The 15,509-nt window shown below is 43.1% G+C and carries 12 protein-coding genes; 9 read left to right on the top strand and 3 right to left on the bottom strand.

From position 1 onward, the window contains the following. Window positions 1-49: 49 nt before the first annotated feature. Window positions 50-187 carry a hypothetical protein gene (locus L2729_RS07210; RefSeq protein ID WP_248987671.1) on the bottom strand — a complete coding sequence of 46 codons (138 nt, stop codon included), beginning with the start codon at window positions 185-187 and terminating at the stop codon, window positions 50-52. A 74-nt stretch (window positions 188-261) separates the two neighbouring features. On the opposite strand from L2729_RS07210, the gene L2729_RS07205 reads away from it, so the two are divergent. Further along, window positions 262-1,080 (top strand): DUF2797 domain-containing protein, encoded by an 819-nt coding sequence (locus L2729_RS07205; RefSeq protein ID WP_248987670.1) that lies wholly within the window; start codon window positions 262-264, stop codon window positions 1,078-1,080. Between the two features lie 244 nt (window positions 1,081-1,324). Here the strand turns inward: L2729_RS07205 and L2729_RS07200 are convergent, their stop codons facing one another. Beyond that, window positions 1,325-1,891 (bottom strand): DUF4136 domain-containing protein, encoded by a 567-nt coding sequence (locus tag L2729_RS07200; protein WP_248987669.1) that lies wholly within the window; start codon window positions 1,889-1,891, stop codon window positions 1,325-1,327. A gap of 241 nt (window positions 1,892-2,132) precedes the next feature. Further along, window positions 2,133-5,048: a M9 family metallopeptidase gene (locus L2729_RS07195; protein ID WP_248987668.1), complete on the bottom strand. Its 2,916-nt coding sequence runs from the start codon at window positions 5,046-5,048 to the stop codon at window positions 2,133-2,135. Between the two features lie 754 nt (window positions 5,049-5,802). Between L2729_RS07195 and L2729_RS07190 the strand changes: the two genes are divergently transcribed. The 8 genes from L2729_RS07190 (at window position 5,803) to L2729_RS07155 (ending at window position 15,390) form a co-directional block, all read left to right on the top strand. Continuing rightward, on the top strand, window positions 5,803-6,396 hold the full coding sequence (locus L2729_RS07190; protein ID WP_248987667.1) for a LysE family translocator: 594 nt from the start codon (window positions 5,803-5,805) through the stop codon (window positions 6,394-6,396). A 20-nt stretch (window positions 6,397-6,416) separates the two neighbouring features. After that, window positions 6,417-6,980 carry a DUF1415 domain-containing protein gene (locus tag L2729_RS07185; protein WP_248987666.1) on the top strand — a complete coding sequence of 188 codons (564 nt, stop codon included), beginning with the start codon at window positions 6,417-6,419 and terminating at the stop codon, window positions 6,978-6,980. Between the two features lie 42 nt (window positions 6,981-7,022). Beyond that, window positions 7,023-7,787 carry a ribonuclease H family protein gene (locus tag L2729_RS07180; protein ID WP_248987665.1) on the top strand — a complete coding sequence of 255 codons (765 nt, stop codon included), beginning with the start codon at window positions 7,023-7,025 and terminating at the stop codon, window positions 7,785-7,787. Window positions 7,788-7,892: 105 nt separating this feature from the next. Next, window positions 7,893-8,312, top strand: coding sequence for a hypothetical protein (locus L2729_RS07175; protein ID WP_248987664.1), 420 nt, complete (start codon window positions 7,893-7,895; stop codon window positions 8,310-8,312). Between the two features lie 138 nt (window positions 8,313-8,450). Beyond that, on the top strand, window positions 8,451-9,824 hold the full coding sequence (locus L2729_RS07170; RefSeq protein ID WP_248987663.1) for a leucyl aminopeptidase family protein: 1,374 nt from the start codon (window positions 8,451-8,453) through the stop codon (window positions 9,822-9,824). Between the two features lie 520 nt (window positions 9,825-10,344). Further along, window positions 10,345-10,779 (top strand): hypothetical protein, encoded by a 435-nt coding sequence (locus L2729_RS07165; protein WP_248987662.1) that lies wholly within the window; start codon window positions 10,345-10,347, stop codon window positions 10,777-10,779. Window positions 10,780-10,921: 142 nt separating this feature from the next. Next, the gene (locus tag L2729_RS07160; protein WP_248987661.1) at window positions 10,922-11,794 is read left to right on the top strand and encodes a hypothetical protein; all 873 of its coding nucleotides are present in this window, start codon (window positions 10,922-10,924) and stop codon (window positions 11,792-11,794) included. 23 nt (window positions 11,795-11,817) lie between these two features. Next, entirely contained in the window at window positions 11,818-15,390 is a 3,573-nt protein-coding gene (locus L2729_RS07155) for a zinc-dependent metalloprotease (protein ID WP_248987660.1), read from the top strand. The last annotated feature ends 119 nt before the right edge of the window (window positions 15,391-15,509 follow it).

Here is a 15,509-nt window from a genome sequence, read left to right as displayed (position 1 = left end):
TCAAGATAATGCTGTCAATCAAACATCAACTCTTTAGCCATCTGACAAACTAGATAACCGCAATAGACGGCTGCACAACCAGCTTACTCAGCGTGCCAAACAAACTGCCTCGCTCAAGACCGCTGCCAAACAGATCGGGAAATACAATAATCGTTATCGATTTACTGCTTGTTATCTCTTTTAGCAATCGAAAAAACCATTCAAAGGCCGGTTTAACATTCTGTTAGACTAGAGCCAAATACTTATAAAAAATGAAATGTCATGCTTGGAACACTCAGAAAAATGCGCAGTCACCTTGATGAGAATCAGTTGGTGCAATATCAATTACCCGTCGGCGATGAGTTACTCGATTTAAATCCACTTATTGGCTCTGAACTTACGCTGACCCATACAGGGAAGATCCTCTGCTGTAACTGTGGCAAGAAAACGAAAAAGAGCTACTCGCAGGGCCATTGTTATGTGTGTATGCAAAAGCTTGCCAGCTGCGATATGTGCATCATGAAACCAGAAACTTGCCACTTTGCGGCGGGAACCTGTCGCGAGCCATCTTGGGGAGAAGCTAACTGCTTTGTACCGCATTATGTCTACCTGTCTAACACTTCTGGCATTAAAGTGGGCATCACCCGCCATACCCAATTGCCAACACGATGGATAGATCAAGGCGCAACTCAAGGTCTACCGATCTTTAAAGTTGAGACCCGTTTCATCTCAGGTTTAGTCGAAATAGCCTTAGCGGAAATGATTGCTGATAAAACCAATTGGCGCACCATGTTAAAAGGCAATGCTGACAATTTAGATCTCAAGCAGCAAGCCGCGACTTTAATCCCACAAATCACCGAGCGTTTGGCTGAAATCACCGCTGAGCATGGTGAATTTGCAGTGTCAAAACTTGATGAGCCAATCCAACAGATCCACTTCCCAGTGAACGAGTTTCCCACTAAGATTGCCTCACATAACTTTGATAAGAATCCTGAAGTGTCGGGTATTTTAAAAGGTATTAAAGGTCAATATCTTATCTTTGATACTGGGGTGATCAATATTCGTAAATTTGGCTCGTATGAAATCAGTGTGGCTTACTAAGTTAGCCTACTGAACCTTGAGTGCTTATAGTTAGTACTGACGTGGGTACTTATATTAGTGCTTACATGATCGGCACAACTAAAAACGCCCTGCAATTGCAGGGCGTTTTATTAATTTGTTCATCGATTGGGTCACTTGAGGCAATTAACTCGCGCTACGTCACTCGTCTTTTGGCTAAGACATGACTCTTTAAAGGCGCTCACTTAGCGGCTATTGCTCAGAGGCTATCACGCAAAGTGAATCTTTATACTATCGGGATCGGTTTTAGCATTCGCGATAATAGCTGCTCAAAGCGTTGCTCTCTCTCTTCGGGTTTGTGATCGAGTTCGGTAAATCCTTGCGCTAATACTCGCCAAATTGGCATCGGGCTATATGGCGAAAAGAAAGCCACCAGTACCGAACCTTTTTCATATTTATCATCAACCCCTTGGGTTGATAATCCTGGCACTAAGCCCGCTCTTTTTAAGATCTCTTTATCATCCATTTCAGATTCAAGTGCTAAACCAAAACCAACAATAATACTGGGTGTTTCAAATTGAGTCGCAAGACGGTATCCCTTCGCTTCCAATGCTTGAGTAATGGCATGGCGCATATGTGCAATCACCACTTGATCATCAACTTTGTCACTCGCGTGAACCGCAAACATCGTTGGGTGCCAGCCGAATACTTTTGAAGAACTAGTAAGCAGAGATAGATCCCCGCTAGTGACCATAGTGGTCCGAGTTGTGGGGATATCCGTTGTTGCAGAAGTGCTGCAGCCCGATAACGCCATTAAACCCATCAATATAACTGCTACATAGTTTTTTATCATCGCGTTTTAAAATCCATCTCTAAGATTACGTCACAGATTAACATTTGAAACATTAACCTAACCTGACCTAAAAACAATTGCACCCATTATCTGTTCTAGCAGTCTCAATGACGCTGCCAATAACAGCATTTCACTGAGATGACTGGGCTTCGATACTTTGTCACACACCATAAAAAAACCGACTCATGTGAGTCGGTTATCTTTGGATACAAAAATCAAATATCAATAATGGCTTAAGTCACTATTTAATATCCACAACTAAGCTTGCACCGTCACTTGATGGTGCGCCATCTGCACTAATGTAGTACCAACCTTCTACCGGCGCTGTAATCGTAAGACTTTCTACGTTACCTTGGCTTTCAGACTTCACCTCATATGAGTTTGAATTCGCCCAAGCTTGACTATTTCCGTAAAGATTTACATCACCGGTACCATGGCCACTTGCCACACTAATCTCTTCTGTTCCAGAGGGTACATAGAAGTAGTAGCTTGAGTGCCCATCAGCAATACAGATTGCTTCGCCGAACTCAACACCACCGTAGCTATAGGGAGATTGGGTTGCACAAGCATCTGCAACGGCTAACGGATTTGTACCTGCGTCACCGTCAGTCAAACTAACGTTTAAGCTAACACCTTGATACTCTTCGCTAGCAACAAGGCTGACATAGACCCAACCACGGTTAGCAATTACGTTTAGCTGTTCATTATTGCCCACGGTGTCCGCTTTTGCGGTGTAAGCCGATGGCTTTGCCCAAATGTTTTGGTTGAAGTAAACATCAACATCACCTTCACCACCAGCAGTCGAGATATAAAGCGCGGTATTGTCTTCTTCGATGTAGGTATAGAAGTAGTTAACATCATCCCCACTAACACATTCGAGCTTATCTTTCGTTAAGTTGCCATCGCTAATGGTTGCCACGCCGCAGTGTTCAACTGGCTCAACAGGGCCGTTTGTGTCGGCATTATCACCAATACCGTCACCGTCAGAATCGGCCCACTCAGTGGGGTCACTTGGGAACGCGTCACCATTGTCACCAAAACCATCACCATCACCATCACTATCAGCAGTTTCATTCGGGTCGGATGGGAAAACATCAGCGTTATCACCGACACCATCACCGTCAGTATCCGTGGTTTCGCTTGCATCAAATGGGAATGCATCTTGGCTGTCAATCACGCCATCACCATCTGAATCCACGGGGGCTACAATACCAGTATCGATTGAATCGTCATTACTGCTTACCGATGCCAACCAAGTATTCCATTCACTGTTATAGTGTTGACCCACTGTATTGTCGATATAAGCCAACCAACCATCAGCGTCGCCGCCACGAGCAAGCACCAGCAGTGCATCTACGTCAGTTCTGTGATTTTCAAATAAGAAACGTACCGCTAAGTAGCCCCAGCTATAAACACGCTCCGAACCAGAGTCATAAGTATTAGACAAGATATCACTTAAGCTGTAAGCCTGAGAGCGGCCTAAATCGATGGCGCCGTCATTACGATTTTGCTTAGAAATATATTCAGCTAATCCTTCAGACCACCAAACAGATTTACCCGTATTAATATCGAAGTAATTGAATGCACCGTATTGATTAAATCGACCATCGAGGTAGTGCACGTATTCATGGCGCAGATTCCACACTAGAATGTCATCAGTCCACGTTGCCTCGTGAGCAATAAATCGAGCTTGGTTACCGACTTCAGATGGCGTGCCTTCTAAGTACATACCACCGTTGTCAGTGCTAATACCAAAAATCACACCCGCATACTGCGCATAATCATCATAGCTATCGAAAATGTTCACTTCTAGACTTTCATTTAAGTCATCGGCAACAGGCTGATAGCCCGTGGCTAACACATTGTGGAATAACGATTCTTCACTGCCCATTAAATCACAAGAGCTTTGCAGTTCGTCATTTGAGAGCTGCTGCGCCCGAATATAAATAGTGTCACTACAGCTGTAGTTGATTGGTAACGCTGTTTGTTCTAACTCTTTTTCCCAGCCACAAATACCAAACTGTTCACACTCACCGGGGTTGTAATAATCGAGGTAACCCGCCCCATCGGCCCACTCAGCCGACATGCGCTCAAATTTGCTCATGTATAACTGCACGCCCTCGTTAAGGCGTGTTTTTAGACTCTCAGGCAAGTTCCAGTACTCTTGATATTCATAGAAGCGGCCAAATTCATGAAATGCATCGGTCGATTCATATTGATAAGCTGAACTGTAAATATACTCAGAGGTGGCTATAGTGAGTAGCCCATCAATCAACTCATCGTGATCCATGGTCTTCTTATTGTATTCTTCTTCCCAGCTACCGTAATAAAGCGTAGTAAGTGCGCTGGTCAGTGCTGCACGGTGACGGTTACTTGCCAAAAAGTCTGCATTAAACTTCTGCAAATAATCGGTAATAACAGGCACACTTTCTAAGATATGATCGGCACTTGCCCATGAAGTGAAAAACTCCGACAGCGTATCGCCAGCCGATTGGCTAAGGTCAAACAGATAGGGGTTCTTAGAATACTCAATCAACGCACTGTAAATAGCATCTGCCGCTTGAGTGTCACTGTAAGTTAAGTCATCGTTGTAGAACTCAATGTAAAATGCACCGCGTAAGAAGTAAAAAAGGTTGCGCATTTCATCGCCGTTACGGCTGTCATAAGTCGCAGCAATGCTGCTTGTTTGATTAGCCACCGCAACCACATTTTCAGGTTGGTAAGCTGCAACGGATACTGCATCATTTCTTGAATAAAGCTCAGAGATACAAGAAAGTTCAGCTTGCCTAACAAAATCGAAAAGCGCCTGGCCACTTAAATCTGCGAGTTCGCTGCTACAGCCATTATCTTCAGCTTCCGCTGTTGGACCAGATACACCCATCGGCCCTTCAATCTTTTTTGGTTGCTTACTCTTTGCAGGCATCTGTCGCTGACTTTTCTCGGTGCCGTTTTGCTGACCGGGGATATTGGCCCCTTTTTCAAAACGGTTGTTGAGCTCTTTTCCATGCGCAGGCTTTGAAGCTTCTTTAGCTGTAGGTGCGATATCTCCGGTCGCTAGTGCAGCACCAGGGAAAATAATGGCTGAGCAAGCGAGTGCTAAAACGTGAATTTTAAACTTGCCTCGTTGAGCTTGAGACTTAGACGATTCTATTGACATGTTTGACTCCAATTATTCGCGACTATGTCGTTAAACCACCTAATTCAGGGAAGTGGTGAGCAGACTTTTATAGGGCATTAACGTTGAGGTTGTTACTGTATTATTTTTATATTGTTAATCTTTTGTTAAAAAGATAATTAGATTTATAATTTATACAGTATCCAAAATCAAGTGCGAAAAATGTACAGCCATGGATAGAAAGTCACATTTAACGATCTGCACTGAATGAACAGTCAAGAGTCAAAAAAATGACTGAGGTAGGGGGATTTTGAAGATGGATAGTCAGCACTTATAGGCCGTTATATTACGACAAGGCTGGTATATTTATAGAGCATCATACTTTCGTATTAACCCTGCTAGGACGTTTTTAAGCCATAAAAAAATCGTTAGTGCAAACCAAAAGTGATAAACAGTTAGCAATATTGTTTCAAATTAAAAGCTGATTATTTTCAATACCTTAACTTTGCATTGTTCCATTGCAATCAAGTGAGTAAACCACATCAGTTAAATCTTACCCAAAGTGTCATTAACCGATGTCAAAAAAATCACTCCTAAATATTCACTGCCAACATTCGCATAACAAATTAATGTTATCGACTTATTATGCAATATTGATTTTTTTGTATTTTGTATATAACAAAAAGATATGATTTAGTTGATTAACGGTGAACGGCCTTAATCCACTCATAATGGTTTTGATCGGTGCACACGATCACGTTAGAATACGCGCCTTTCTATTCTGATTTTCGGACCTATGGAACTCATTTTAACGATTGCATTATTTGCATTCTCATCGGGGATCACTCCCGGCCCAAACAATATTATGCTGATGTCATCAGGGGTTAACTTTGGTGTAAAGCGCAGTTTGCCGCATCTCTTCGGCATTTGCATTGGCTTTCCGGCAATGGTGTTAGCCATAGGCTTGGGCTTAAGTGCGGTATTTCAAAGTTACCCTGTATTGCATGTCATTATTAAATATGTCGGTATTAGCTACTTGCTGTATTTAGCTTGGCTGATTGCCAATAGTAGTGCCAAGATGAACGGTAAGGTTACCGTTGCCCCGCTCACTTTTATCCAAGCGGCGGCGTTTCAGTGGGTCAATCCTAAAGCATGGATAATGGGCATTGGCGCTATAGCCACCTTTACCACGATGCAACAAGCACTTGCGCCACAAGTTATCACCATTGTGAGTGTCTTTTTCTGTGTTGCCCTGCCCAGTGCGTTTGTCTGGCTAGGGTTTGGCGTGGCATTAAAACGCATACTAAAGAATCAAAGACAGCAAAAAATATTTAACGTCAGCATGGCGCTCTTGCTTGTGCTTTCAATCATCCCTATGATCGCGCCATAACCCGCTATAGGCAGTAAGTAATGACCAATAATATCGATCCAGAGCTGCAAGAATACGCGACGCAAACCGAGAATTGGGTTAAGCAAGTGATTATGAAGTTCAACATTTGCCCCTTTGCTCGCCGCGAAGTTGAACGCGCTAGCATTCGCTATGCGGTTATCGATGAATCAAAGCTGCAGCTAGTGCTACACGCATTAATCCAAGAGTGTATTTATCTTGATAAGCACACTGATGTCGAAACGACGCTATTTATCTTACCGCGCGGGTTTGAGGGCTTTTATCCCTATTTAGATCTTGTCGATATCGCCAATGACCTATTACTTGAGCAGGGGTATGAAGGGCAATACCAATTAGCCAGCTTTCATCCTGACTACTGTTTTGACGGCGAAGCACAAGATGCAGCCGCGAACTATACTAACCGCTCTCCCTATCCGACATTGCACATCATTCGCGAAGTCAGCATGGAGCTAGCGTTAGCGAACTACGATGACCCTGAAACGATCCCCGAGCGCAATATTGCCTTTGCCGAGCGCAAGGGCAGCGAATTTTTTGTACAGTTGCTTGCACACTGTAAAAAGAGCTAACAACAATAGCCCTTACAGGGCTGGTCAAGGATTAAAAATTAAATGGCAACAAAGTACTATGTAGTATGGGCAGGACGCGAAACCGGTATTTTTACTAGCTGGGATCACACCAAGAAACAGGTCGATAAATTCCCGCAAGCCAAATATAAGTCGTTTAAGACCCAAGCTGAAGCTGAAGCTGCATTTAAGCGCGTTCCCAGCTATGGCGGCGCGGCGCAAAAAAAATCGACAACGGCTAGCACGGGCCCAAAAACTGAAAAATCCAGTAAAGCAATCGACCTAAGCCAACATGACGTATCGATTTTTACTGATGGTGGCTGCGAGCCAAACCCAGGTAAAGCGGGTTCAGGCATTGCAATCTATCAAAGCGGTGAGCTAACAGAACTTTGGTATGGGCTATTCAACGCTAACGGCACCAATAACTCTGCAGAGCTTAATGCACTGCATCAAGCTCTGCTGTTAGCAGGCAAAGCAATTAAAGCTGATCAATCGGTACAGATCTTAAGTGACTCTCAATACTCAATTAATTGCATTACTAATTGGGCGTATGGTTGGAAAACCAAGGGTTGGAAACGCCAAAAGGCTGGTGATATCAAAAATCTCGATATCATTCAACAGGCTCATGAACTGTATGACAATCTTAAAGAACAGCTGTCAATTAAGCATGTATCCGCCCATGTGGGCATCGAAGGTAATGAATTAGCTGACCGTATGTCAATTTATGCAATTGATAAAAAAGACAGCCAATTTTGCCGTTATGAGCAACCGATCGTGTTATCCAGCATCCTCAGTCTACGCGCTGGTTAGCCTTTAGTACCCGGTCAGTTTAAAACCGACTAAACTGACCTTATATCACTTAATTCCCCCTTTAATTAATAGGTTTAATCTAGCTGCTATGCGACAATCGCGCCCATGAATATCTACCTGCTTTTACACAAGGCTCCTATTCGCGTTATCCGTATTGGAAGGCGTCGTATTTGGCTGCGTATAAAACTGGATATGCTGGTTGTTAAAGAAGCCTTGGCTCAAGAAAAGCAAGAAACCAAAGAGATGCTGGTGACTTACACACGCTATACCCGTAAGCAAGCCAGTAAAGAAGAGTTAGTCGAGGCTAATAAGCAATTCGCCGACTTACTCAAGGGCCTAGGGTTAGGAATATTTGCCGTTTTACCTTTTGCGCCAATTACCATTCCGTTGGTGTTAAAGCTGGGGAAAGTGGTTGGCGTTGATGTGTTACCTAGCTCGTTCAATAATATGTCTGAGCGAAAAGCGAATGCTCGCAGAACCTCAACCAAAAACCGAGTTAAAGCCCACAATACCCAGTCTAAATAACCTCAGCCCAAGCCACCTCAGTTCGACTTAAGCAATCTAAAACAATCACTGTAAAATCATCTCTTTTCTTTCTAGAAAGTGACTAGCCTGATATTCTTGGGGCTATCTTTTAAACTCGTCACTATAAAGAGTCCCTACATGAGTAATATCATCGTTTCAGGTGTTTCAGGCATTCCACTTTCCATTTTTAACAGCGAAACATTTTCACAGTGGCGCGAAAAGCAAGCTAAAAGCGTTATCAACTGGCTAACCACAACCCAGTTTTCAGGCAAAGGCGTATGCTTAATTCCCAATACTGAAGGTGAATTATCTGAGGTCATTTTTGTCAGCAACAATGACGATTCCTACTGGCTTTGTGGTGATTTAGTCAGCCAACTACCCGCGGGGCAATACCAATTAACCGCTGACGAGAAACAGATTAAAACCGCAGCCTTTAGTTGGGGCTTAGGGGCTTATCAGTTTAATCGTTATAAAAAGAGCGATAAGCAGTTTCCAAAGCTTGTGGTTCCAACACAAGCTCAAGCCGATGAAGCCAATAAATTCATCCGCTCTGTGTCATTAGTACGTGACTTGGTGAATACGCCTGCCGCCGATATGATGCCACAAGATTTGGCCGAAACAATGTCAGCAATGGCCACCGAGTTTGGTGGTCAGCTTAGCCAGATTGTGGGTGACGAACTACTTGAGCAAAACTACCCAACCATTCATATGGTCGGCCGTGCCAGTGATAATGCCCCACGTTTAATCGACCTCACTTGGGGTGACGAATCAGCGCCTAAAGTGACGCTTGTCGGTAAAGGTGTGTGTTTCGATTCAGGTGGACTCGATTTAAAACCTGGCGCTGGCATGCGCTTTATGAAAAAAGATATGGGCGGCGCCGCGCATGTTATCGGTTTAGCGCAGCTGATTATGGCCAACAACCTGCCTATTCGGTTACGCGTACTGGTACCTGCCGTCGAAAATGCCGTTTCAGCGAATGCCTTTAGACCCGGTGACGTGATCACCACGCGTAAGGGTATTACCGTTGAGATTGATAATACTGATGCCGAAGGCCGCTTAGTCTTGTGTGATGCACTTGCAGAAGCTAACAACGACAAGCCTGAGCTAATGATAGATTTTGCCACCTTAACCGGCGCGATGCGCATTGCATTAGGCACTGAGCTACCTGGATTCTTTAGTAATGACGACCAAGTGGCAGCCGATATTACCGCCTCTGGTTTAAGTGTCGATGATCCTGTTTGGCGCATGCCTCTGCATAAGCCTTACTTTGATCTAACTGGCAGTGATATTGCCGATTTGGCCAATTGTGGTAAAACGCCATTTGGCGGTGCAATCACCGCAGCCCTTTATCTAGAAGCCTTTGTTGATACAGACATTAGCTGGAGCCACTTCGATGTTATGGCGTGGAATAACCGTAAACTACCGGGTCGCCCAGTAGGCGGAGAAGCGTTTGGGATCCGTGCAGTATTTGATTACCTGCAAAATCGCTTCGCACCCGTTGATTGCAAGTAACGATGTGTAATAATACTAGTGCTTGTCATTTGACTGCCTATATAGGCAATCAAACTCCACTATAAAGCAGCGCTATAACACACTGTAAAGCCATCATCCTTTGCAGTGTGTTTCTTTAAATGTCCTTTATCTAAACGTAAAGCCACCTAAACTTTCATTAAGCCAATCGATTAGCTAACAACAAGTCTCTTACTCCGCGACGCACAACAACAACAACAACAAGAAGAATATCACCTCTTAATCACTCGTTTTCTTAAAGTAATTTAAACAGTAAAAACGTAAACGACATCAATCAAACACCCCAAATGAAAGTTAAATGTTAACAGTCAGTTGGGCGTATTGAGCAAAATCGGCTTGTATTAAAAAAATAATGTGACCTACACCTCACTCTCGATTCGACTGTTAATTAGCCATTGAAAATACATTATTTATTTTCTATGCTGGGATTTGGTCCCAAATTCAAATGTATCAATTCGTATCACTCATTTTTAGAACGAATAAATACATCAACGAGTCTATTTTGAAGAAATTCAGCAGTGCTTTATCTTACATTATTATCTTGATTGCCATATTCATGGTCGGTCAAGTTATGTCCAGTAAGAGCGAAGTCGAGATTGCTTCATCTTCAAAAAGCCAATCGTTACAGTCACTACATAAGCACGAAAACATATTGTTTACAAAAGGATTTTGCCTGCCTCAAATGGTGATCCTTGCACCACTTTGCCGCTTATTAACAATACCCGTTAATGATAAAGCCATCGCTAACATCGTTATTGGTATAGAAGATATTGATCTAAATACATTATCTATTGAAGCAGCATTTTATTGTCTACTGATCCTCTTTAGCAGCTATTTAATCGTTAAAAAATTAAAATTTAGAACCCCAAAAATTATTATAAATCTGATATCGATTGTCCTCAGCTGGATAAAGCCGATTAAAGGTTGCCCCACTTAATTCACCTCAAATTATGTGTTTGCTCTAATCCACGACTAAACACCTATCAATAATAAGTAAATAGTTTCTCGATAACTTGGCGGCTGCACAGTTAGCTGAACAAGTTATGCCATCAACAACTGAACTCTCATAGGATGGAATAATGCCGTCACTGAATAACTGTGCCTTATTTTCGAATAAGTCCCGTTCAAAACATAAAAACACCTTAATTTGCAGTGCCGCTATCGGACTTTCATTGGCATTTACGTCAACAGCCTTTGCTGATAATGAAAATGTATCCGCTGCGAATACGTCCAACAAATCCCATTGGTCCGGTTACATCAGCGCTACGGCAACGAGCAATATCTTTGAACAATCTGCACCAAGTTCTTACCAATCAATTAGCGGAAATGGCCGTATTGCTTACCGTGACGACTGGGGAAGCCTACGTGTATCTGTCGGTGGTGAAGTAGAAACGCACCACGACCAATCCTATTACTACGACACCTTTCTTGAATATCGTACACCGAGTAAGGAACTCGCTAATGATTGGACTCTGTTAGGCAGTGCCGGTGTATTTCTACCCACCAGCCACACCAGCCAAGAGAACAAACTGCAAGCGGCGCCAAGAGTCGCGGGTTACCTATTTTATAGACCGAGCAAAGACTGGAATTTTTACCTATCTCCCAGGTTTAAATACAACGCATATAAATATGAAACCGGACGCCAAGGCGAACATTTTGTAGAGCACCAGATTGACATATTAGCCGATGCGACTTGGCAGTTTATAGACAACTGGTATGTGGATGTCAGTGGCTCATATGGTATGGCAAAAAGCTTTAATACTAATCGATATGACAACTTATTTACCGCGAGCGAAGAGATAGGCTGGGAATTTTCTCCCAGTTGGATCATCGCAGTAGGCCATAACAACAGTGGCGGATTCTATGACCCAGAAAGAGGTCAATCACATAGCTTTGAGCTTTATGACAAGCAAAGCTCAGTCTTTTATTTGTCGATGACAAAATATCTATAACAGTAATTTGAGGAGAGGTTTTCATGAATAAATCGACCATAACGTTGGCCATCCTAAGTGCGTTTGCACTGAGCGGCTGCGGGGCAGATGAACCGTATCAAGAAGTAAAAAAAGATGAGAAAATGGTTTCAGTCCAAGATCTCAAAAATGCTGCGACTGACAATACCGTCACCACAGACAAACAAACAACAGCAACTTCGTTATCAGAGTTAGCAGTAAAGCAGCCAGAACGCCTGTTTCTGTATACTCGTAGCTTAGGCGATGCGCCAAGATATTCAGCTCCAATTCATGGGTTTTCTCAAGGTGATGAAAAGCTCGTGACCTTACGCATGACAGAGAATGGCATACAGGTCAGACAAATAGATAGAGACAACATAGGCTTAGGCCATGAATCTCGCTATGATAATGAGTATAACAAGGCACCTGTATTAACCATTCCAGGGAATTATGTTGATTTCCAATGTGAGAAAGACAACTGGGATGATTGCACCAACAAAGAGGAGGAGATCAATGACCGAAACGTCACATGGGATCAAAAGAAGTACTTCATTCCTCACTTTGAAGCCGCGAAAATTGCTGAAGAGAACTACACAGATCTTGTGACATTCAAACAATGCACCACTGAGACCGAATCTGCACATTTAGTGAAAGACGGTAACTGGCAAGGTTATGAAATGGACTTGAGCAACGGGGTGATCAATTTTGAAATTGAACATACTTATCAAGCTAACCCAGCCTGTTTTGGTCAATTTTTTAAAGGCAACTTTGATAACTTATCTTTTACGACCACAGAATATATTTCTATCGTTGCACTTGATCAACTCGCGAGCAAAGACTTTGACGTTGTGCCCTACAGTGAAGATGAAAACGGCAGCTATGGCTTCTTTAGAACCCAACATAATTACCGCGATGGCAACCACTCTGACGGTACCGACGGCTATGTACGTCAATACCTAAATCACTACAATCCTAAAAAAGAAGCTATTACCTATTACCTCAGTAATAACTTTTTTGAAGATAAAAACAAGCCATTCTTAGATGCTGCCAATGAAAGCATCACGGCGATGAATATCCAAAATAAAATGTTCAACACCGGTTTGCCCCCAATCAAACTAGCGCAAGCGAGTCAGCATCGTCATGGCGATCTGCGTTATAGCAACATCACCCTATTTGATGAGCCACTAGATAATGGATTAGCGGGTTATGGCCCATCTGCTGCCAACCCACTGACCGGTGAAATTGTTAGCGGTCGAGTCGATCAGTACAGTGCCAACTTAGAACAAGGATCAACTCGTTACTATCGCCGTGTTCAACTCGATTATAACCGCGGTATGCTCGATGCTAATTCAGTAAAAGCATTAACGGGTGTTGACTATACGTCGTCACCCGAAGCACTAGCGCGTGCAACCGCGGTTGCAGCCAATCAGTTAGTGGCTGAACAAACTGCGACAAATGACAACTCAATGGCGCAACAGCCATCGCAAAAAGAGCAGCCACAAACGTTAATCCCTGCACTTTCCACCACTGATGCCAATAACGCATCATTTGAAGAACTTGTTAGTCAACACAGTAAAACGGAAGACTTTTGGGCTGAACATAACCTAATGAGTGTCAACGAAGCCTTTGGTTTAGGTGGCGGTGCACTGCGAGAGTTGCCAGGAGGCATTAAAGGTCATGAAATTGACTGGACAGATAGCCAGTTCTGGGTCGATGGTAATGTCGGTGAACAGTTGAAAGATATAGAAAAAATGCCCACTGCATTTCAATCTGAGCTTGTGACTAAACTTGCGGCGCAGGCCTTTGCAGGCACCTTAACCCATGAACTTGGGCACAACTTTGGCTTACGTCATAACTTTGCAGGTAGCCGAGATCAAGCTAACTTTTTTAACGAACAAGAGATTACTAATTTCCAAACTGCCTTTGCCGCTGCTGGTTACCCCGAGTTAACCGCAAAAGCTGACTTTTCCAGTCAAATGGATTATAACGCCGATCGTTTTGCGACCACATATCAAAAGTATGATCTTGCCGCATTGCGCTTTGGTTATGCTCGTAATGTAGAAACTGCCGACGGGTCTTTAGTCTCACTAAAAGAGCAAGATACTAAACGTCGTGAAGAGTTAGCAAATGGCAATCTTACTGGCACAACACAATATGGTGCACTGCATAATGTTGCCGCGGAAAATGACCTGCGTTACTTTGCATTTTGTACCGATGGCCATGTCTCATTAAACAGTAACTGTAATCGTTTTGACGCAGGGACAAATAATGACGACATCGCGCAATATTATGTCGATAGATACAATGATAGTTACGACACAATGAATGTGCGCCACAATCGTCAAACACTTTTTGAAGATAATGTACTGCCCTACACCATTAATCGTTTACAAGGCTTTAATGATATTCGCCAGTTCGTTGAAGACACGGCCACTGCTGAAGAGTTGTTCGCGTTTGACCAAAATGGTTTAGCCGAATTCTGTCCGTCTCATCAAGCTTATTGGTTCTGTGCATCGCAGCGCGCAGTCAATAAAGCAGCTGATACATTTTTAAAAGTTGCAGGCTTGAATGACATTAATCTACATGTCACCTATAGAATGAAAAGCGACAACAGTGTTGGCTTAACCAAGGTTCATTCACTAGAAGATGTACTATCACGTATTTACCGCCTCAATGGGAGTAATCTAGCGGAAGGTATAGATATTGGCAAAATCATTACCCATTTCGACCAAGATCCACAGAAGCTAAAAGAGTTACTCATTAAAGCGGATTTAACGCCCGCCTACCAAGATAAAGTCATTGCTGAAGTAACGGTCAATAAAGGCCACCTACTTAATGGTCTGAAAGCACCACAGTCAAACCCAAATCATCCTTATGTGAATGAAAGAGATGTATTAGGAATGTGGCCTGACAAGCTATTAGCGGTTCGCCAACTACTGACACGTACGTCGCCAAGAAGTACCACTGGGCGCACATATTATGCACTGGCAGATACTGCTAAAGTGCATGACCAACTTGAGAATATGCTGTGTCAGATGACTATGGGAGATACTGTAAACTCAATTAACCGCTACTTAACTAACCCAGTGCTAACCGAATCCTGCGGTGACGTAAACCCTGAGTATTACACTCAGGATATTGATTATGCCGACCAACAGATTGAAGCATTACCCAACTATGCGACCTCGTTAGGTCGATATTTTGGATTTACTCATCGTTCAGGAGAGATGAAAGGCAAGAGTAATTTACTGCAAATGATGTTAAAGCAGGTTGTACTTGCTTCTCATGACAATGACTACCGCGGCGAAGAAAAAGCACGGGTGTGGCGCGAGTTTGCAGGTATTCACTTAGCCAATGATGCAGTAAGTTCAGTGGCGACAATTTCGTTGCAGGGCAAAAATTATGCTGCAACGGCTGAAAATACCTTAGCACTTGAGTTGATTGAGCAATTGACTAAATTGAATACTTTGATCACTGATAGCCCTGGCTTGATGAACCATGTGATGAACGCAGATGGTGCTACTTTCAAAGAGCTTATTGTTGACCCTCTTATTGCCAGAGATGAGCGAGTGTTGACCTATCTTCCAGTCATATCATAAAAAGCGACATAGATATTGGCATGGAGTGTTGAACAACATTCATCGCTAAAACAAAAACGGCAGTTAATCTGCCGTTTTTTTTATCGTGAATGAGTCACACTATTGTATGAACAAGATCT

Source organism: Shewanella gelidimarina (assembly GCF_023283945.1).
GTDB lineage: Bacteria > Pseudomonadota > Gammaproteobacteria > Enterobacterales > Shewanellaceae > Shewanella > Shewanella gelidimarina.
This window is presented reverse-complemented; position numbering and strand designations above follow the sequence as displayed.

What these genes read in the sequence shown, in the direction of transcription:
- L2729_RS07190 (WP_248987667.1), top strand. Translation starts at nt 5,803, where the DNA reads ATGGAACTCATTTTAACGATTGCATTATTTGCATTCTCATCGGGGATC.
- L2729_RS07175 (WP_248987664.1), top strand. Translation starts at nt 7,893, where the DNA reads ATGAATATCTACCTGCTTTTACACAAGGCTCCTATTCGCGTTATCCGT.
- L2729_RS07195 (WP_248987668.1), bottom strand. Translation starts at nt 5,048, where the DNA reads ATGTCAATAGAATCGTCTAAGTCTCAAGCTCAACGAGGCAAGTTTAAA.
- L2729_RS07200 (WP_248987669.1), bottom strand. Translation starts at nt 1,891, where the DNA reads ATGATAAAAAACTATGTAGCAGTTATATTGATGGGTTTAATGGCGTTA.
- L2729_RS07180 (WP_248987665.1), top strand. Translation starts at nt 7,023, where the DNA reads ATGGCAACAAAGTACTATGTAGTATGGGCAGGACGCGAAACCGGTATT.
- L2729_RS07155 (WP_248987660.1), top strand. Translation starts at nt 11,818, where the DNA reads ATGAATAAATCGACCATAACGTTGGCCATCCTAAGTGCGTTTGCACTG.
- L2729_RS07170 (WP_248987663.1), top strand. Translation starts at nt 8,451, where the DNA reads ATGAGTAATATCATCGTTTCAGGTGTTTCAGGCATTCCACTTTCCATT.
- L2729_RS07205 (WP_248987670.1), top strand. Translation starts at nt 262, where the DNA reads ATGCTTGGAACACTCAGAAAAATGCGCAGTCACCTTGATGAGAATCAG.
- L2729_RS07160 (WP_248987661.1), top strand. Translation starts at nt 10,922, where the DNA reads ATGCCGTCACTGAATAACTGTGCCTTATTTTCGAATAAGTCCCGTTCA.
- L2729_RS07185 (WP_248987666.1), top strand. Translation starts at nt 6,417, where the DNA reads ATGACCAATAATATCGATCCAGAGCTGCAAGAATACGCGACGCAAACC.